Annotated in this window: 14 protein-coding genes and 3 pseudogenes; 7 read left to right on the forward strand and 10 right to left on the reverse strand. The window is 65.7% G+C overall.

Annotated elements, in window-relative coordinates; translation table 11 throughout:
- Nucleotides 1–55 precede the first annotated feature (55 nt).
- The 3 genes and pseudogenes from AADZ78_RS06505 to AADZ78_RS06515 form a co-directional block, all read left to right on the forward strand.
- Nucleotides 56–1,204 carry a ferredoxin reductase gene (locus tag AADZ78_RS06505; RefSeq protein ID WP_085250057.1) on the forward strand — a complete coding sequence of 383 codons (1,149 nt, stop codon included), beginning with the start codon at nt 56–58 and terminating at the stop codon, nt 1,202–1,204.
- Nucleotides 1,205–1,281: 77 nt separating this feature from the next.
- On the forward strand, nt 1,282–2,568 hold the full coding sequence (locus tag AADZ78_RS06510; RefSeq protein ID WP_085250056.1) for a fatty acid desaturase family protein: 1,287 nt from the start codon (nt 1,282–1,284) through the stop codon (nt 2,566–2,568).
- An 85-nt stretch (nt 2,569–2,653) separates the two neighbouring features.
- Nucleotides 2,654–3,904 (forward strand): annotated as a pseudogene (locus tag AADZ78_RS06515) (fatty acid desaturase family protein); the annotation flags it as partial.
- A 40-nt stretch (nt 3,905–3,944) separates the two neighbouring features.
- Here AADZ78_RS06515 and AADZ78_RS06520 read toward each other — a convergent pair.
- The 4 genes and pseudogenes from AADZ78_RS06520 to AADZ78_RS06535 form a co-directional block, all read right to left on the reverse strand.
- Nucleotides 3,945–4,625, reverse strand: a complete 681-nt coding sequence (locus AADZ78_RS06520) for a DUF2461 family protein (RefSeq protein ID WP_085250054.1) — start codon at nt 4,623–4,625, stop codon at nt 3,945–3,947.
- On the reverse strand, nt 4,622–4,945 hold the full coding sequence (locus AADZ78_RS06525) for an MmcQ/YjbR family DNA-binding protein (protein WP_085250053.1): 324 nt from the start codon (nt 4,943–4,945) through the stop codon (nt 4,622–4,624). Before AADZ78_RS06525 ends, AADZ78_RS06520 begins: the two co-directional genes overlap by 4 nt.
- Nucleotides 4,938–5,606: a winged helix-turn-helix transcriptional regulator gene (locus tag AADZ78_RS06530; RefSeq protein WP_085250052.1), complete on the reverse strand. Its 669-nt coding sequence runs from the start codon at nt 5,604–5,606 to the stop codon at nt 4,938–4,940. The genes AADZ78_RS06525 and AADZ78_RS06530 overlap by 8 nt, the downstream gene beginning before the upstream one ends.
- Before the next feature lie 220 nt (nt 5,607–5,826).
- A pseudogene (locus AADZ78_RS06535) lies at nt 5,827–6,132 on the reverse strand (ribosome small subunit-dependent GTPase A); the annotation flags it as partial.
- Here AADZ78_RS06535 and AADZ78_RS06540 point away from each other — a divergent pair.
- A pseudogene (locus AADZ78_RS06540) lies at nt 6,077–6,414 on the forward strand (fatty acid desaturase); the annotation flags it as partial. The pseudogenes AADZ78_RS06535 and AADZ78_RS06540 sit on opposite strands and share 56 nt — an antisense overlap.
- A gap of 80 nt (nt 6,415–6,494) precedes the next feature.
- Here AADZ78_RS06540 and AADZ78_RS06545 read toward each other — a convergent pair.
- From AADZ78_RS06545 to AADZ78_RS06555, 3 genes are all read right to left on the reverse strand, one after another.
- Nucleotides 6,495–8,261, reverse strand: coding sequence for an IS1634 family transposase (locus tag AADZ78_RS06545; RefSeq protein ID WP_239655096.1), 1,767 nt, complete (start codon nt 8,259–8,261; stop codon nt 6,495–6,497).
- Between the two features lie 232 nt (nt 8,262–8,493).
- Nucleotides 8,494–8,721 (reverse strand): hypothetical protein, encoded by a 228-nt coding sequence (locus tag AADZ78_RS06550; RefSeq protein ID WP_085252006.1) that lies wholly within the window; start codon nt 8,719–8,721, stop codon nt 8,494–8,496.
- A 36-nt stretch (nt 8,722–8,757) separates the two neighbouring features.
- The gene (locus AADZ78_RS06555; protein WP_085252007.1) at nt 8,758–9,933 is read right to left on the reverse strand and encodes a thiolase family protein; all 1,176 of its coding nucleotides are present in this window, start codon (nt 9,931–9,933) and stop codon (nt 8,758–8,760) included.
- 89 nt (nt 9,934–10,022) lie between these two features.
- On the opposite strand from AADZ78_RS06555, the gene AADZ78_RS06560 reads away from it, so the two are divergent.
- Complete coding sequence (locus AADZ78_RS06560; protein ID WP_085252032.1) at nt 10,023–10,514, forward strand: winged helix-turn-helix transcriptional regulator; 492 nt, start codon at nt 10,023–10,025, stop codon at nt 10,512–10,514.
- Between the two features lie 52 nt (nt 10,515–10,566).
- On the opposite strand, the gene rsgA is transcribed toward AADZ78_RS06560, so the two are convergent.
- Together rsgA and aroA are read right to left on the reverse strand one after the other, a co-directional pair.
- Nucleotides 10,567–11,547 carry a ribosome small subunit-dependent GTPase A gene (rsgA, locus tag AADZ78_RS06565; protein WP_085252033.1) on the reverse strand — a complete coding sequence of 327 codons (981 nt, stop codon included), beginning with the start codon at nt 11,545–11,547 and terminating at the stop codon, nt 10,567–10,569.
- On the reverse strand, nt 11,544–12,797 hold the full coding sequence (gene aroA, locus AADZ78_RS06570; RefSeq protein WP_139828908.1) for a 3-phosphoshikimate 1-carboxyvinyltransferase: 1,254 nt from the start codon (nt 12,795–12,797) through the stop codon (nt 11,544–11,546). Before aroA ends, rsgA begins: the two co-directional genes overlap by 4 nt.
- 86 nt (nt 12,798–12,883) lie before the next feature.
- On the opposite strand from aroA, the gene AADZ78_RS06575 reads away from it, so the two are divergent.
- Both AADZ78_RS06575 and AADZ78_RS06580 read left to right on the forward strand, forming a co-directional pair.
- Nucleotides 12,884–13,636, forward strand: coding sequence for an SOS response-associated peptidase (locus AADZ78_RS06575; RefSeq protein ID WP_085252009.1), 753 nt, complete (start codon nt 12,884–12,886; stop codon nt 13,634–13,636).
- Nucleotides 13,637–13,705: 69 nt separating this feature from the next.
- Entirely contained in the window at nt 13,706–13,966 is a 261-nt protein-coding gene (locus AADZ78_RS06580; protein ID WP_085252010.1) for a hypothetical protein, read from the forward strand.
- 22 nt (nt 13,967–13,988) lie between these two features.
- Here the strand turns inward: AADZ78_RS06580 and AADZ78_RS06585 are convergent, their stop codons facing one another.
- On the reverse strand, nt 13,989–14,837 hold the full coding sequence (locus tag AADZ78_RS06585) for an SDR family oxidoreductase (RefSeq protein ID WP_085252011.1): 849 nt from the start codon (nt 14,835–14,837) through the stop codon (nt 13,989–13,991).
- Between the last annotated feature and the right edge of the window lie 127 nt (nt 14,838–14,964).

Consider the following 14,964-nt stretch of genomic DNA (forward strand, 5'->3'; position numbering starts at 1 on the left):
TTCTGCATCCGGGGCTAGATACGGAATCGTAAGTTACGGTACCGTAGCTTTACAAATGAGCAAGAAGAACGCGCTTACTGCCAAGGTCGTCGACACCAAGCGGCCGAGCGTTGTTGGCGCGGATAGGCATCCCGGCTGGCACGCGCTGCGGCAGGTGGCCGCGCGCATCACCACGCCGTTGTTGCCCGACGACTATCTGCGCCTGGCCAATCCGCTGTGGTCCGCGCGGGAATTGCGGGGCCGTGTTGTCCAGGTCCGCCGCGAGACGGAAGACTCCGCCACCCTGGTCATCAAACCGGGCTGGGGCTTCAGTTTCGACTACCAGCCGGGCCAATACATCGGGATCGGACTGTTGGTCGACGGGCGCTGGCGCTGGCGGTCGTATTCGTTGACATCGAGTCCGGCTTCGGCGTCCGGCTCGGGTCGTGCCCGCACCGTGACCATCACCGTCAAGGCCATGCCCGAGGGCTTCCTGTCCACCCACCTCGTTGCCGGCGTCGAGCCGGGGACCATCGTGCGGCTGGCCGCGCCTCAGGGCAATTTCGTGCTGCCCGACCCGGCGCCGCAGTCGATTCTGTTCCTCACCGCAGGGTCGGGGATCACGCCCGTGATGTCGATGCTGCGAACATTGGCGCGCCGCAACCAAATCCATGACATCGCGCACCTGCATTCGGCTCCCACCGAATCCGACGTGATGTTTCGTGCCGAACTGGCCGCGCTGGCCGAGGACCACCCCGGTTATCGGCTGTCGGTACGCCAGACGCGGGTCGAGGGCCGCCTTGACCTGTCCCGGCTGGATTGGGCGGTGCCGGACTGGTGCGAACGGCAGACGTGGGCTTGCGGGCCGGAAGGCATGCTCAACCAGGCCGAGAAAGTCTGGTCGTCGGCCGGCGTCGGTGACCGGCTGCACCTAGAGCGGTTTGCGGTGTCCAAGGCGGCACCGGCCGGTGCGGGTGGAACGGTGACGTTCGTCCGTAGCGGCAAGTCCGTCGCCGCGGATGCCGCGACATCGTTGATGGACGCGGGCGAGGGTGCCGGTGTGCAGATGCCCTTCGGTTGCCGGATGGGGATCTGTCAGTCGTGTGTGGTCAGCCTGGTCGAGGGCCATGTCCGTGACTTACGAACGGGCCGCGAACATGACCCCGGGACCCGGATCCAGACCTGTGTGTCGGCCGCATCCGGCGATTGCGCCCTCGACATATAAGTTACTCATAGGTAACCTACGGATTCGTAGGTTACGATAGCGTAGGTCATAACCGCTACGACGCAGGGGAGAAGACGATGGCGATCACAGACGTCGACGTATTCGCACACCTGACGGACGCAGACATCGAGAACCTGGCCATTGAGCTGGATGCCATCCGCCAGGATGTTGAAGACTCGCGCGGCGAACGCGACGCCCGCTACATCCGCCGCACCATCGCCGCGCAGCGCGCGCTGGAGGTGAGTGGCCGGCTGCTGTTGGCCGCCAGCTCAAAGCGTTCGGCGTGGTGGGCGGGCGCCGTGACCCTCGGCGTGGCCAAGATCATCGAGAACATGGAGATCGGCCACAACGTCATGCACGGCCAGTGGGACTGGATGAACGACCCGGAGATCCACTCCTCGACCTGGGAGTGGGACATGAGCGGGGCGGCCAAGCACTGGCGCTACACCCACAACTTCGTGCACCACAAGTACACCAACATCTTGGGGATGGACGACGACGTCGGCTACGGCATGCTGCGCGTCACCCGAGACCAGCGCTGGAAGCGCTACAACATCTTAAATTTGGTGTGGAACACCCTGCTCGCGCTCGGTTTCGAGTGGGGAGTTGCTATGCAGCACTTGGAGATTGGCAAGATCGTCAAGGGCCGGCTCGACCGCGACGTGGCCAGGGGCCGGCTGCGGGAGTTTTCCGGCAAGGCCGGTCGCCAGCTGTTCAAGGACTATGTCGCCTTCCCCGCGCTGACCTCGTTGTCACCCGGTGCGAGCTACCGGTCCACCTTGACGGCCAATGCGTTGGCCAATGTGATTCGCAATGTGTGGTCCAACGCGGTGATCTTCTGCGGGCATTTTCCTGATGGTGCCGAGAAGTTCACCAAGACCGACATGGTGGGTGAGACGAAGGGTCAGTGGTACCTGCGGCAGATGTTGGGTAGTGCCAATTTCAATGCCGGGCCTGCGTTGCGGTTTATGAGCGGCAACCTGTGTCATCAGATCGAGCATCATCTGTATCCGGATCTGCCGAGTAATCGGCTTGCTGAGATCTCGGTGCGGGTGCGCGAGGTGTGTGACAAGTACGACCTGCCGTATACCACCGGGTCGTTTTTGGTGCAGTACGGCAAGACGTGGCGGACGTTGGCGAAGCTGTCACTGCCGAATAGGTATTTGCGTGACGATGCTGACGATGCGCCGGAGACCCGCAGTGAGCGGATGTTCGCTGGGCTGGAGCCGGGGTTCGCGGGCACTGACCCGGCGACGGGGCGTCGGCGCGGGCTCAAGACCGCGATCGCCACCGTGCGCGGTTGGCGGCGCGGCAAGCGCGGCGCGACCGGAAACGTAAGCGGCGCCAACGGTCTCGCGGCCTAGCCCGGGCATCTGCGGTTGTTCGAGGAGATCGCCATCGTCGAGCACACGTGTGCCAGAATCCTCGTAGCTACACGAAGGGAAGACGATGGCAATCACCGACGTCGACGTGTTCGCGCATTTGACCGCCGCCGACATCGAAAACCTGGCCGTTGAGCTGGATGCCATCCGCCAGGATGTTGAAGACTCGCTCGGCGAACGGGACGCCCGCCACATCCGTCACACCATCGTCGCGCAACGCGCGCTGGAGGTCAGTGGCCGGCTGCTGCTGGCCGTCGGCTCAAGGCGTTCGGCGTGGTGGGCGGGCGCGGTGACTCTGGGCGTGGCCAAGATCATCGAGAACATGGAGATCGGCCACAACGTCATGCACGGTCAGTGGGACTGGATGAACGACCCGGAGATCCACTCCTCGACCTGGGAGTGGGACATGCTTTCCACGTCCAGGCACTGGCGCTACACCCACAATTTTGTGCACCACAAGTACACCAACATCCTCGACATGGACCACGACGTCGGCTACGACATGGTGCGAGTGACCCGAGACCAGCCCTGGAAGCGGCGCAACGCCTTCAATCTGCTGATTAACACATTGCTGGCTATCACATTTGAGTTGGGAATTGCGTTGCGGCACTTGGAGGTCCACGAAGTAGTGGTCAAACGCGGGGCCGAGCGCGAAGCGGCTCGGGCTCGGCTGCGCGAGTTTTCCGGCAAGGCCGGTCGTCAGCTGTTCAAGGACTATGTCGCCTTCCCGGCGCTGACTTCCCTGTCACCTGGTGCTAGTTACACCTCGACGCTCAAGGCCAATGCGTTGGCCAATGTGATTCGCAATGTGTGGTCGAATGCGGTGATCTTTTGCGGTCATTTTCCTGATGGTGCCGAGAAGTTCACCAAGACCGACATGGTCGGGGAGACGAAGGGGCAGTGGTACCTGCGGCAGATGTTGGGTAGTGCCAATTTCAATGCCGGGCCTGCGTTGCGGTTTATGAGCGGCAACCTGTGTCATCAGATCGAGCATCATCTGTATCCGGATCTGCCGAGTAATCGGCTTGCTGAGATCTCGGTGCGGGTACGCGAGGTGTGTGACAAGTACGACCTGCCGTATACCACCGGGTCGTTTTTGGTGCAGTACGGCAAGACGTGGCGGACGTTGGCGAAGCTGTCGCTGCCGAATAGGTATTTGCGTGACGACGCTGACGATGCGCCGGAGACCCGCAGTGAGCGGATGTTCGCTGGGCTGGAGCCGGGGTTCGCGGGCACTGACCCGGCGACGGGGCGTCGGCGCGGGCTCAAGACCGCGATCGCCACCGTGCGCGGTTGGCGGCGCGGCAAGCGCGGCGCGGCCGGAAAGGTAAGCGGCGCCAGGGCTTGGGTAGCGCCCGTCACGCTCCAATATTCGCAACCAACCAGCGGTGCAGGTCGGCCAGTCGGGCCAACCGCGCGGCGCTGAAGGCGACCAGGCGATGTGTGGAGACGTCGGCCGGCAGCTCTTCGGCCCAGCGGAGTTGAAACATCGCTTTGTGGCGCAACAGGTTTGCACCGGGGTGCTCGCTCGAATATGGCGCTGGTACGCGTTTGAGGTCGGCACCAGCGACGTCGACGTCGCGGGTGCCGCACCGAATGTCATTGATCAGCCGGCATAACTCGGCAGCGGTGCGGGTGTTACCGACCACGGTGCGCCAGCGGTCCGTCGACGCGAACGTCACGCCCGAGGCGAACCCGATCCGGTCCGGGTCCAGCATGAGAAACAGGGTGGGCGCCGTCTTTTTCGGTGTCCCCTCCCACCAGCGAAACAGCAAATGGTCCTTGTAGCGCGGGCCGTGCGGGTCGAAGCGCACGTCGCGGTGGATCGGGGCAATGGACCCGTTGACCTTCGAGATGGCCACCAGGCCAGGCGAAACGTGCTCCGCTAGCCACGCACCGAGGTCGTCGACGAGGTTGCGGGCCGGGTCGAGCAGGTTCTGCTCCCAGCATCTGCGCTGGGCGGCAAAGCTCGTCGAGTCGAGGGTCGGCAGACGCGCCAGCAGCGCCAGCCCGTCAGGCGGAAAACCGTTGAACGTCATGACTGCCCGCTCACAAAGCGGCGGGCCTCGTCAATGAGTCCGACCCATCTGGCCTCGTCGCGATCGTCGATGAGGACCCACTCTCGGAAGGTGCGCCCGGCCGGGGCAAACGGTTTGCCCCGGCCGGCGTCGATGAGTTGCTCGACGCGGTGGCGGGGGAGCTTGACGATGAGGTCACCGGTGCGGTGGTCGCAAGAAGCGAAGAACGCTCCGCCGACACGTAGGCACGGGAAGCCCATCATGGTGCCGGTCGCCACTCCGGGTTGGGTCAGGGCGGTGGTGGCGACGTCGTGGAACAAGTCGGTGGGGTGGTCAGGCATTGGTGGTCTCCGATTCGACGTGGAGCAAGTAGCCGGTGGCCGCGAGCCAGCGCGGCCAGGCCTCCGGGGGGCCGTCGACGATCACATCACCGCTTGCGCGGCCGTCGTCCCAGCCGAGTTCGCCTGCGGCCCAACGGTCGAGAAAGCCCGCTGTGGTCCGGACGATCAGTTCGGCGCCGGGGGCAGCGCCTGGTTCCTGGCTGAGCCGGCCGGCGGCGAAACGCAGGGTGGTGGGCCGGTCATCCACAACGAGCTGGAACTGCCCGTCGGCCACCGTCGCAATGCCATCGACGTAGGTGACGTCGAAACACTGCTCAGTCGCGCCATCGGCTGTGGGATCGGCGAGGTAACCGACACCCCATCGCCGCAGCGCGCACAGGGCGTCATCGAGCGCGTGTCCCCGCTCGGTCAGGGCGTAGACGACGCCCCCGCCCACCGCACCGGGCTGGCGCGCGACCAGGCCGGCCAGCTCGAGCCGCCGCAGCCGGTCGGCGAGCACGCTGGTGCCGATGCCCGGAAGCCGGCCGAGCAACTCGCCGTAGCGGTGCGGCCGTGCAAGCAGTTCCTGAACGATCACCAGGGTCCACCGCTCACCGACCACATCAAGCGCGCGAGCCAGCGGACAGAATCGTGCGTAGCCGCGCCAAGGCCCCTTGGGCATTCCCGATCGCTTTCAGGACGGCGGCCGCAACGCCATCATGTCCACACAACTCATTGCCCTCCTCCCACTGCCGGAGGATGCCGGCGCCCGACTGCCGCAGGTAGGTGCGGCAGGTCCGTTCGACACAATACCTCTTATGATGAGAACTTACTCTCATAATAAGAGTGATGGCAAGGCTCCCCGCCGGAGTCCGGCGAACTCGGAATGTAGCTGGTTGGTGCTCCCCGAGCGTCGCCAGTAGCCTCCGGGTGGCGGCGACGCGGAGCACAGCTGTTCCGGACAAGGCGCACAGCTGTTCCGGACAAGGAGTCCAGCGCGGCCATTCGGGGTCGGCCGGTGGTCCCATGTGTCCGCAGCCGCGTGGACAGTCCTTGCTCGCCTCAGCGAGGTCGGCGAACGTCAGCAGCACGTCATCGGGCTGGATGTGGGCCAACCCGAACGAGCGCATCCCCGGAGTGTCGATCACCAAACCGGTGACCCCGAGCGGCCGCATCAAAGGAAGAGCCACTGACTGTGTCGAGGTGTGCGACAAGTACAACCTGCCGTACACCACTGGGTCTTTCTTGGTCCAGTACGGCAAGACCTGGCGGAGTTGGCGAAGCTGTCGCTGCCGAATAAGTATTTGCGCGACGACGCCGACGACGCGCCGGAGACCCGCAGTGAGCGGATGTTCGCTGAGTTGGAGCCGGGTTTCGCGGGCACTGATCCGGCGATGGGACGTCGGCGCGGGCTCAAGAACGCGATCGCCACCGTGCGGGGTTGGCTACGCGACAAGCGCGGCGCTGCTGGAAAGGGCTTGGTCGTCTAGACCGAAGTTGCGGCGTTATGGGTGAGTGGATTTCTAGTTGACCTGGGGTTTTGCTGGTCTTGTTGGGGTGGTGGTTCTGGCTACGCTGCGGTTAGTGGGATCGGGGTGCCGATGAGGTCGAAGGCGCGGCGTTGATCGGGGGTGGGTTCGGCCAAGGTGGGCACCGTGGCGTTGGTGCCGTGGTAGTGAATGTCGTTGCGGGTCAGGGTCGCTAGGTGGTCGAGTAGGCCGCGGAAGCTGCGTAGCGGGTTGCCGTTGGCGTCGTGTTGGGTGGAGGCCTTGGCTTGGGCCTGCGGTGAGCGTTGCGCGGGGGCGACGGGGTTGTCGCGGGTGGGTGGGTGTTCGTCGGTGAAGGTCAGTGGCGCCCAGGCTTTGCGCAGGTGCCAGATGAGGTAGCAGGCTAGCAGGCAGATCAGTACGTGGGCGCGGACGCGCTCGTCGAGGCGGTGGTGAATGGGTCGTAGATCCAGGTCGTCGGTTTTGATGTTGCGGAAGTCGCGTTCGACGTGGGCCAGGTTCTTGTAGCTTTCTACGACCGCGGTCGGATCGAGTTCGGTGGCGGGTACCGGTGTGCGTAGCACGTAGATGCCATCGAGGGCGGCTTCGGCATCGATGGCGGCCTGGTCGCGGTGGTAGGTGAAGGTGGTGTCGGTGATCTCGCGGCGAAAGTGCTTGCCTACTTTGCGTTTGGCGATTACCCGGCCGATGGCCTCGCCGATTTTGCCCGCTCCGCGCAGGCGCCCGGATGCCACCCGGGCGGCGATGGCGGCCAGGTCGGCGTCGGTGGCGGCCAGCAGTTCGTTGCGTTTGCGGGCCCGCTCGGTGGCCAGGGCGGGGTTGCGGCAAGCGATCAACCGTTCCCCCGGGTAGTCGGGGTGGCTGATCTCGGCGAGGTCTTGGGTGTCGAACAGGCTCATTTGCAGCGGTCCCTGCTCGGCGGCCAGTGTGGCGATATCCGGGGCGCGTAGCGCCGTGATCCACCCGAAAGCCGTTGCGGTGTCGGGGCTGTCGTTGAGCTTGCGCAGCGCGTCGATGCGCGCGGAGGTGATCATGCCGCGATCGCCGACCAGCACCAGCCGGGTCAACCCGAAGCGGTCGCGGATCACCTCGACGATGTCGCTGAACGCGACCGGGTCGGCGGTGTCCCCGGGCACTACCCGTACCGCCACCGGGCGCCCGGCCGGGTCGGTGAGCACCCCGTATTCAATCTGCGGCAGGCCCTTCTTGCCGTCGCGGGAATAGCCATAGGCGGCCAGCTCACAGCACCGCCCGGTCACCCACGAGCTGGTCAGATCAAACAACGCCATCCGGCTTGGGTTCGCCTCTGGCCCAAGGTGTTTGGCGGCTAGCTTCTTCTCGATTGCGTCCTGGCGATTGGCCAACCAGTCCATCGCGGCATACACCTCATCGGTAGACGCATCTGCCACCGCCAGGTCGGGCCCCAGGGTGCAATCGGCCCATCGCGACAGCGTGGACAGTTTGGAGGCCGGGCGGATCACCCGCGAGATAATCAACCCCAGCACCAGGTCCCGAGATCGGCAGGCCGGGCCCAACAGGCCCGGAAACCCCAATCGGCGGGCCATCGCGGCGACCGCGGCCACATGCCCGTGCGGCAGCGAGCGAGTGATGGTGCACGCCGCCTCGGCGGGTACCAGTGCCTGCCCCTTCAGCGTTGCCTCGATCGCGGCGATCGCCTCCGCGGGCAGCTTGGACAGATTGGCCAGGGTCTCGTGGCGGACCTTCTTGCCCTCGCGGTAGGTGCGGCGCACCAGCACCGACTCGTAGCGGTGCACGTTGCCGGCCTTGTCCACGTACCTGCTCGGTGTTCGGGCTACATGCATTCGCATCGGCTTCACCATAACCGGATACTACCAGGCAAATTCACCAATATGCGTCATCAACACGCCACATTCACTGGCTACATATCCAGGCCCCAAACCCACACAGATCCCAGCTCAACCGCCAAATTCGCCATCTCACCCGACGCAACTTCGGTCTAGATCGCTGACTGGCAAACAGCCGCGAGATCGACATTTTGCAGACAAAGTGCGAGAGGCGACCTGCAAAACGTCGATCTCGCTACGGTTGCTGGCGTGCGGTGCTGAGCAGCTCGGGATTGCTCTCGACGACCATCAGCGATGACGGCCTGACGTATGTCGGGCCGACATGAGATTCGGCCTCGGCCTGATAGACCTTCCAGCTGTCGAGCCCTGTCGCGAAGCCGTTGATCAGAACCGGCCTTTCGCCGATGGCGGCCAGCAACGCGGCGAGCAGCTCGGCGTACGGCTTCGTGCTGTCGTAGCGCACCCGTACACCCTGGAACTGCGTTTCAGATACCGTGCCCTAGTCGAGCCGCTCGATGATGGTGGCGTTGGCCATGCCGCCGCCTTCGCACATCGTCTGCAGCCCGTAGCGCCCACCGCGTTGCTGCAGCGCGTTGACCAGCGTGGTCATGATGCGGGCGCCGCTGGCGCCCAGCGGGTGGCCGATCGCGATGGCGCCGCCGTTGACGTTGGTCCTGGCCAGATCGGCGCCGGTGTCGTGCGCCCAGGCGAGCACGACGGGTGCAAACGCCTCATTGACCTCGAACAGGTCGATATCGGCGAGCGTCAGGCCGGCACGTTGTAGAGCTTTTGCGGTGGCCGGGATGACTCCGGTCAGCATGTACAGCGGGTCGGAGCCCACCACCGTTGTGGTGTGGATGCGCGCCAGTGGCCGCAGGCCCAGGTTCTTGGCGACCTCGCTGCTGGTGATCATGACCGCGGCGCTGCCGTCAGACAGGGGCGAGGAGTTACCCGCCGTGATCTCCCAATTGATCTGTGGGAAGCGGGCTTTCATCGTCTCGTTGTAAAACGCGGGTGGCAGTGGGGCCAGTGTCTCGACCGTCGTGCCGGGCCGGATGATCTCGTCGGTGGTAAGCCCGGCTATCGGGACGAGTTCGTTGTCGAAGAGTCCGTCCTTGGTGGCTCGGGCGGCCTTGTCATGGCTTGCCGCGGAGAACTCGTCGAGCTGGGTGCGCGACAAGCCCCACCGCGCGGCAATCAGCTCGGCGCTGATTCCTTGCGGCACCAAGCCATCGGGATAGCGCCGCGCCATGTCCTCGCCGAACGGGTTGCTGCCCGGCAGCACCGACGAGCCCATCGGAACGCGGCCCATCGACTCCACACCCGCGGCCACCACGATGTCGTAGGCCCCGGAGAGCACGCCCTGTGCGGCGAAACTGATGGCCTGTTGGCTGCTGCCGCACTGGCGGTCCACAGTGGTTCCGGGGACCGACTCGGGGAAACCGGCTCCGAGCAAGGCGTTACGGGCGATGTTGACAGCCTGGTCACCGACCTGGGTGACGGCGCCGGCGATCACGTCGTCGATCTGGACCGGGTCCACGCCGGTCCGGTTGACAAGTTCGCGCAGGCTGTGGGCCAGCAGGTCGGCCGGCAGCACGTCGTGCAGCGCGCCGCCGGCCTTGCCCTTGCCAATGGGGGTGCGGACAGCGCCGACGATGACGGCGTCACGGGACATGGCTCCTCCTCGAAGCTAAGTATCGATCGCTATACCCAGCTATAACATCTGGGTATACTAAACGCAACCCAGAGGGGGAGGTGATTTACGTGACACTGCTGCAGGGCCCACTCGCTGACCGGGACGCTTGGTCGGCGATCGGGGAATGCGCGATCGAGAGGACCATGGCGGTCGTCGGCACCAAATCCGCAATGCTCATCATGCGCGAGGCCTACTACGGCACAACCCGTTTCGACGACTTCGCGCGCCGGGTGGGCATCACCAAGGCCGCCACCTCCGCCCGGCTGGCCGAACTGGTCGGCATCGGCCTGCTGCGGCGCCAGCCCTACCGAGAGCCCGGGCAGCGTGGCCGTGACGAGTACGTGCTCACCGACACCGGCATCGCGTTTATGCCGGTGGTCTGGGCGATGTTCCAATGGGGGCAGCGGCACCTGCCGGGCCGCGACCGGCTTCGGTTGACTCATCTGGGCTGCGGCGCCGACGCGGAGGTCCAAATGCGCTGCGCCGACGGGCACCTGGTGCCACCCGACGAGCTCGGCATGCGGTTGGTGTCCCGGTCTGGCCGTCGCGAGGGTGCGTAAACGTACGCGTTTAGCGGCGTGTCGGTGTACAGACACGCACCCTCGCGGGCCGTCAAGTCTCCCTGAGCGTCGCGAGTAGCCGCCGGGTCGCGGCCACGCGGCGCACAGCCGTTCCGGACAAGCCGTCCAGCGCACATTCGGGGTCGGCCGGCGGTCCCATGTGTCCGCAGCCGCGCGGACAGTCCTGAGTCGCCTCTGCGAGGTCGGAGAACGCCAACAGCACGTCGTCGGGCCGGATATGGGCCAACCCGAACGATCGGATCCCCGGAGTGTCGACCACCCAACCCGAACCTTCGAGTGGCAGCGCCACCGACTGCGTGGAAGTATGTCGTCCGCGGCCGATCTCCGTGACTTCGCCGACCGCCCGATCGGCTTCGGGCACAAGACGATTCACCAATGTCGACTTGCCGACCCCAGAATGTCCAAGCAGCACGGTGATGTTGCGATCGAGCAGGTCCGCCACCGCGAGCAAGGGATCGTCCACACCCGCGGCGATCACCGTCAGGTCCAGGTCCACGAACTGCTCGGCGAACGGTCCGGGTGGGGCCAGGTCGGTCTTCGTCAGGCACAGAATGGGTGTCAGGCCACCGGCGTAGGCGGCGATCAACGCGCGATCGACTAGGCCGGTGCGCGGTGGCGGGTCCGCGAGCGCCACCACGATCAGCAGTTGGTCTGCGTTGGCGACCACCACGCGTTCAGTGGGGTCGGTGTCATCGGCGGTGCGCCGCAACACCGTTCGTCGCTCGCCCCGCCGCACGATGCGGGCCAGCGTGTCCGGGCGTCCGGACAGATCGCCGACGATGTCGACGTCGTCGCCGACGACGATCGGGGTGCGGCCGAGCTCGCGTGCCCGCATCGCGGTGACCCGACGAGCCGGGTCTCCGCCCAGCACGCAGCCCCACCGGCCGCGGTCGACGCTCACCACCATGGCGGCCTCGGCGTCGGCGTGCTCGGGACGGGTTTTGGTCCGTGGTCGCGAACCGCGACCAGAGCGGACCTTGACATCGGACTCGTCGTAGTCGCCCGGTCTCAACCCGACCCCCGGACCATATCGGCCCATAGTTGCGGGAACTCAGGCAGAGTCTTGGTGGTGGCGGCGATGTCGTCGACCTGGACTCCGGCGACCCGTAGCCCGATGATCGCACCGGCCATCGCCATCCGGTGATCGGCATACGCCCGCCAAATGCCGGGCCGCAGGGGTGTGGCGGTGATGAGCAGACCGTCGGAGGTCTGCCGGCAGTCGCCGCCGAGCCGGTTGATCTCGGCGCTCAGCGCGGCGAGCCGGTCGGTTTCGTGGCCCCGCAGATGGGCGATGCCGCTCAGCCGTGATACCGATCCGGGTGTGGCCAGCGCCGCCAGCGCCGTGACCGAGGGTGTGAGCTCGCCGACGGCGCGCAGGTCGACCTCGAATCCGCCGTAGCCGGCCGGCCCGCATCCTTGGAGGAACGAATCATTGTGGGTGACAACGGTATTCAGCCTTTGCAGGATGTCAATGATGTGCTCGGCTGGCTGCACGCTGACCCCCGGCCAGCCGGCGATGCGTACCTTTCCACCAGTGACCACCGCGGCCGCCAGGAATGCCACCGCGTTGGTCAGGTCGGGTTCGACTTCCCAATGGCGGGCGGCGACCGGGCCGGCGCGCACCTGCCAACGGTTGGGCACCGAATCGTCGACGTCGACGCCGGCTTGACGCAGCATGGCCACCGTCATCGCGATGTGCGGCGCTGACGGCAGGGTCGGACCGGTGTGGTGCACGATCAGGCCTTCGGTGAACGATGCCCCGGACAACAGCAAGCCGGACACGAATTGCGACGACGCCGACGCGTCGATGGCCACGGTGCCCCCGGTGACGGATCCGCTGCCCTGTACCCGGAATGGTAGACCGGTTCCGTCGACTGGGACGCCGAGACCGCGCAGCGCGTCCAGCAGCGGTGCGATCGGGCGGCCGCGAGCTTGTTCGTCGCCGTCGAAGGTGACGGGCTCGGCGCTCAGCGCGGCCAGCGGCGGAACGAAACGCAACACGGTCCCGGCCAGGCCGCAGTCCACTCGGGCGTCGGGGCCGGGTGCGATGCGCCCGCTGACCATCAGTTCGCGCCCGTCGCCGTCGATGCGCAACCCCAGGGTTCGCAGCGCTCCGATCATCAGGTCGGTGTCCCGGCTGCGCAGCGCACCGGCAATGGTTGCGGAGCCTTGGCCCTGTGCAGCCGCCAGCGCAGCCAGCACCAGCGCGCGGTTGGTCTGGGATTTCGAGCCAGGAACGGTCACGGTCGCGTCCACGGGCATGGACGCGAAGGGGGCCGGCCACGTGCTGCTCACCGCTTCATCCTGCCGTGTCGGCGGGTGTCATGTGCACCAGGCACCATGGAGGAATGTGCGGACGCTTTGCGGTCACCACCGATCCCGCCTTGCTGGCCGAGAAGATAAGTGCGATTGACGAGACAACCGAATCCGGTGCATCGGCGCCCAATTACAACGTGGCTCCCACCGACACGGTAGCGACCGTGGTGACTCGTCACAGCGAGCCCGACGACGAGCCCACCCGCCGGGTACGACTCATGCGCTGGGGGTTGATTCCGCCGTGGACCAAGGCCGGTCCCGCCGGCGCGCCAGACACCAAAGGCCCGCTGCTGATCAACGCCCGCGCCGACAAGGTCGAAACCTCGCCGGCATTCCGGAATTCGGCGCAGCGCAAGCGCTGCCTGGTGCCGATGGATGGCTGGTACGAATGGCGAGCCAACGCCGATTCGGGCACGAAGGCCGCCAAGACGCCGTTCTTCATCCACCGCGACGACGGCCGCCTGGTGTGCCTGGCCGGCCTCTGGACTGTCTGGAAGCCCGCCAAAGACGCGAAGCCGCTGCTGAGCTGCACGATCATCACCACCGACGCGGTTGGCGAGCTTGCCAAGATCCACGATCGGATGCCGCTGATGCTGGCCGAAAAGGATTGGGATGCCTGGCTGAATCCCGACGCCCCGCTGGATCCGGAGCTGCTCGTCCGCCCGCCGGACGTGCGTGACATTGAGCTACGTCAGGTGTCGACATTGGTCAACAGCGTGGGCAACAACGGGCCCGAGCTCCTGGAGCCGGCCGAACCGCAGCCTGAACAGATCACGCTCCTGTAGGTCGTGGACGAATCAAGGGCTTCAGCAGCGGTTGCTATTGCGGTCTGTCCGGCGACCAGGGGGGCGGCTATGCCGACGGTGTTACCCGCGTCGCGGGCCCGAAGCCTTGGTGATCATGGCCGGATTCACGAGGACCCAGGCATTGTCGCCGGCATCTGCGAAGCGGATCTACTGCGCCGCTTTCCCTCCTGGCAACTGCGTACCGGCGCCCCGGTACCGGTCGGCGACCTGCAGCGTCACACCCATATCGCGTATCCCATCAAGGTCGGGCTGCGGACTGGTCGCCTGGAGATCCGCCGGTTCGAGCTGTCCAGGGTGACACAGCAGTAGCGGTTACCGGCGGCGGGCAGTGCTACGGCTGCACATACCCCGGCGGGTTGACTTCTTCCACCCACAGGTCGACGCCAAGGTTCGACCCCGGCACGCAGTCATAGACCGACAAGTCGGCAACACCGGATTCCACCAGCACGTCCTCGCAAAGCACGGAGTTACCGGTGTACTCGCGCGAGTTCTTGTTGAGGATGACGTAGGCCGCGTCGGCATAGACCTCCGGCTTGCGGGCCCGCGCCATCGCCTCGTCACCGCCGAGCAGGTTCTGCACCGCGGCGGTGGCCACCAGGGTGCGCGGCCACAAGGTGTTGGACGCGATGCCCTCGGCGCGCATCTCCTCGGCGATCCCCAGCGCACACAACGTCATACCGAACTTGGCCATCATGTAAGCCGTTGGCTTTAGCCACTTCTTGTCCAGCAACACCGGCGGCGAGAGCGTCAGGATGTGCGGGTTCTCCCGTCCCTTCATGTGCGGTATACAGGCCTGCGACACCGCGTACGTGCCGCGCACCTGGATGCCGTTCATCAGATCGAAGCGCTTCATCGGCACGTCGGTGATGGACCCGAGGTTGATCGCCGACGCGTTGTTGACGCAGATGTCAATGCCGCCGAATTGCTCGACGGTCTGGGCCACCGCGGACGCGACGGAATCCGGGTCGCGGACGTCGCCGACGATCGGCAGGGCCTGACCGCCGGCTTCTTCTAGTTCCTTGGCGGCGGTGTACACGGTTCCCGGCAGCTTCGGGTGCGGTTCCGCGGTCTTGGCGATCAGGGCGATGTTGGCGCCGTCTTGTGCGGCGCGTTTGGCGATCGCAAGGCCGATCCCGCGACTAGCGCCAGAGATGAACATGGTTTTGCCGTTGAGGGACATGGCGTCACAGTAACGCAGTAGGCCCTGGAAATAGCACGCCGGTTAATGGGCGTTGATTGGGGCGGTTTCTTGTGTCGGTACCAGCCTCTAGATTGGGAGGAGGGTCAGGTGTCAACGGTGATGAGCG

It is taken from the genome of Mycobacterium riyadhense, assembly GCF_963853645.1.
In the GTDB taxonomy this organism is placed as follows: Bacteria; Actinomycetota; Actinomycetes; order Mycobacteriales; family Mycobacteriaceae; genus Mycobacterium; species Mycobacterium riyadhense.

Bases quoted from the DNA above. Each gene is read 5' to 3' on its own strand.
- AADZ78_RS06505 (WP_085250057.1), top strand. From the start codon at position 56: ATGAGCAAGAAGAACGCGCTTACTGCCAAGGTCGTCGACACCAAGCGG.
- AADZ78_RS06510 (WP_085250056.1), top strand. From the start codon at position 1,282: ATGGCGATCACAGACGTCGACGTATTCGCACACCTGACGGACGCAGAC.
- AADZ78_RS06520 (WP_085250054.1), bottom strand. From the start codon at position 4,625: ATGACGTTCAACGGTTTTCCGCCTGACGGGCTGGCGCTGCTGGCGCGT.
- AADZ78_RS06525 (WP_085250053.1), bottom strand. From the start codon at position 4,945: ATGCCTGACCACCCCACCGACTTGTTCCACGACGTCGCCACCACCGCC.
- AADZ78_RS06530 (WP_085250052.1), bottom strand. From the start codon at position 5,606: ATGCCCAAGGGGCCTTGGCGCGGCTACGCACGATTCTGTCCGCTGGCT.
- AADZ78_RS06545 (WP_239655096.1), bottom strand. From the start codon at position 8,261: ATGCGAATGCATGTAGCCCGAACACCGAGCAGGTACGTGGACAAGGCC.
- AADZ78_RS06555 (WP_085252007.1), bottom strand. From the start codon at position 9,933: ATGTCCCGTGACGCCGTCATCGTCGGCGCTGTCCGCACCCCCATTGGC.
- aroA (WP_139828908.1), bottom strand. From the start codon at position 12,797: ATGCCCGTGGACGCGACCGTGACCGTTCCTGGCTCGAAATCCCAGACC.
- AADZ78_RS06575 (WP_085252009.1), top strand. From the start codon at position 12,884: ATGTGCGGACGCTTTGCGGTCACCACCGATCCCGCCTTGCTGGCCGAG.
- AADZ78_RS06580 (WP_085252010.1), top strand. From the start codon at position 13,706: ATGCCGACGGTGTTACCCGCGTCGCGGGCCCGAAGCCTTGGTGATCAT.
- AADZ78_RS06585 (WP_085252011.1), bottom strand. From the start codon at position 14,837: ATGTCCCTCAACGGCAAAACCATGTTCATCTCTGGCGCTAGTCGCGGG.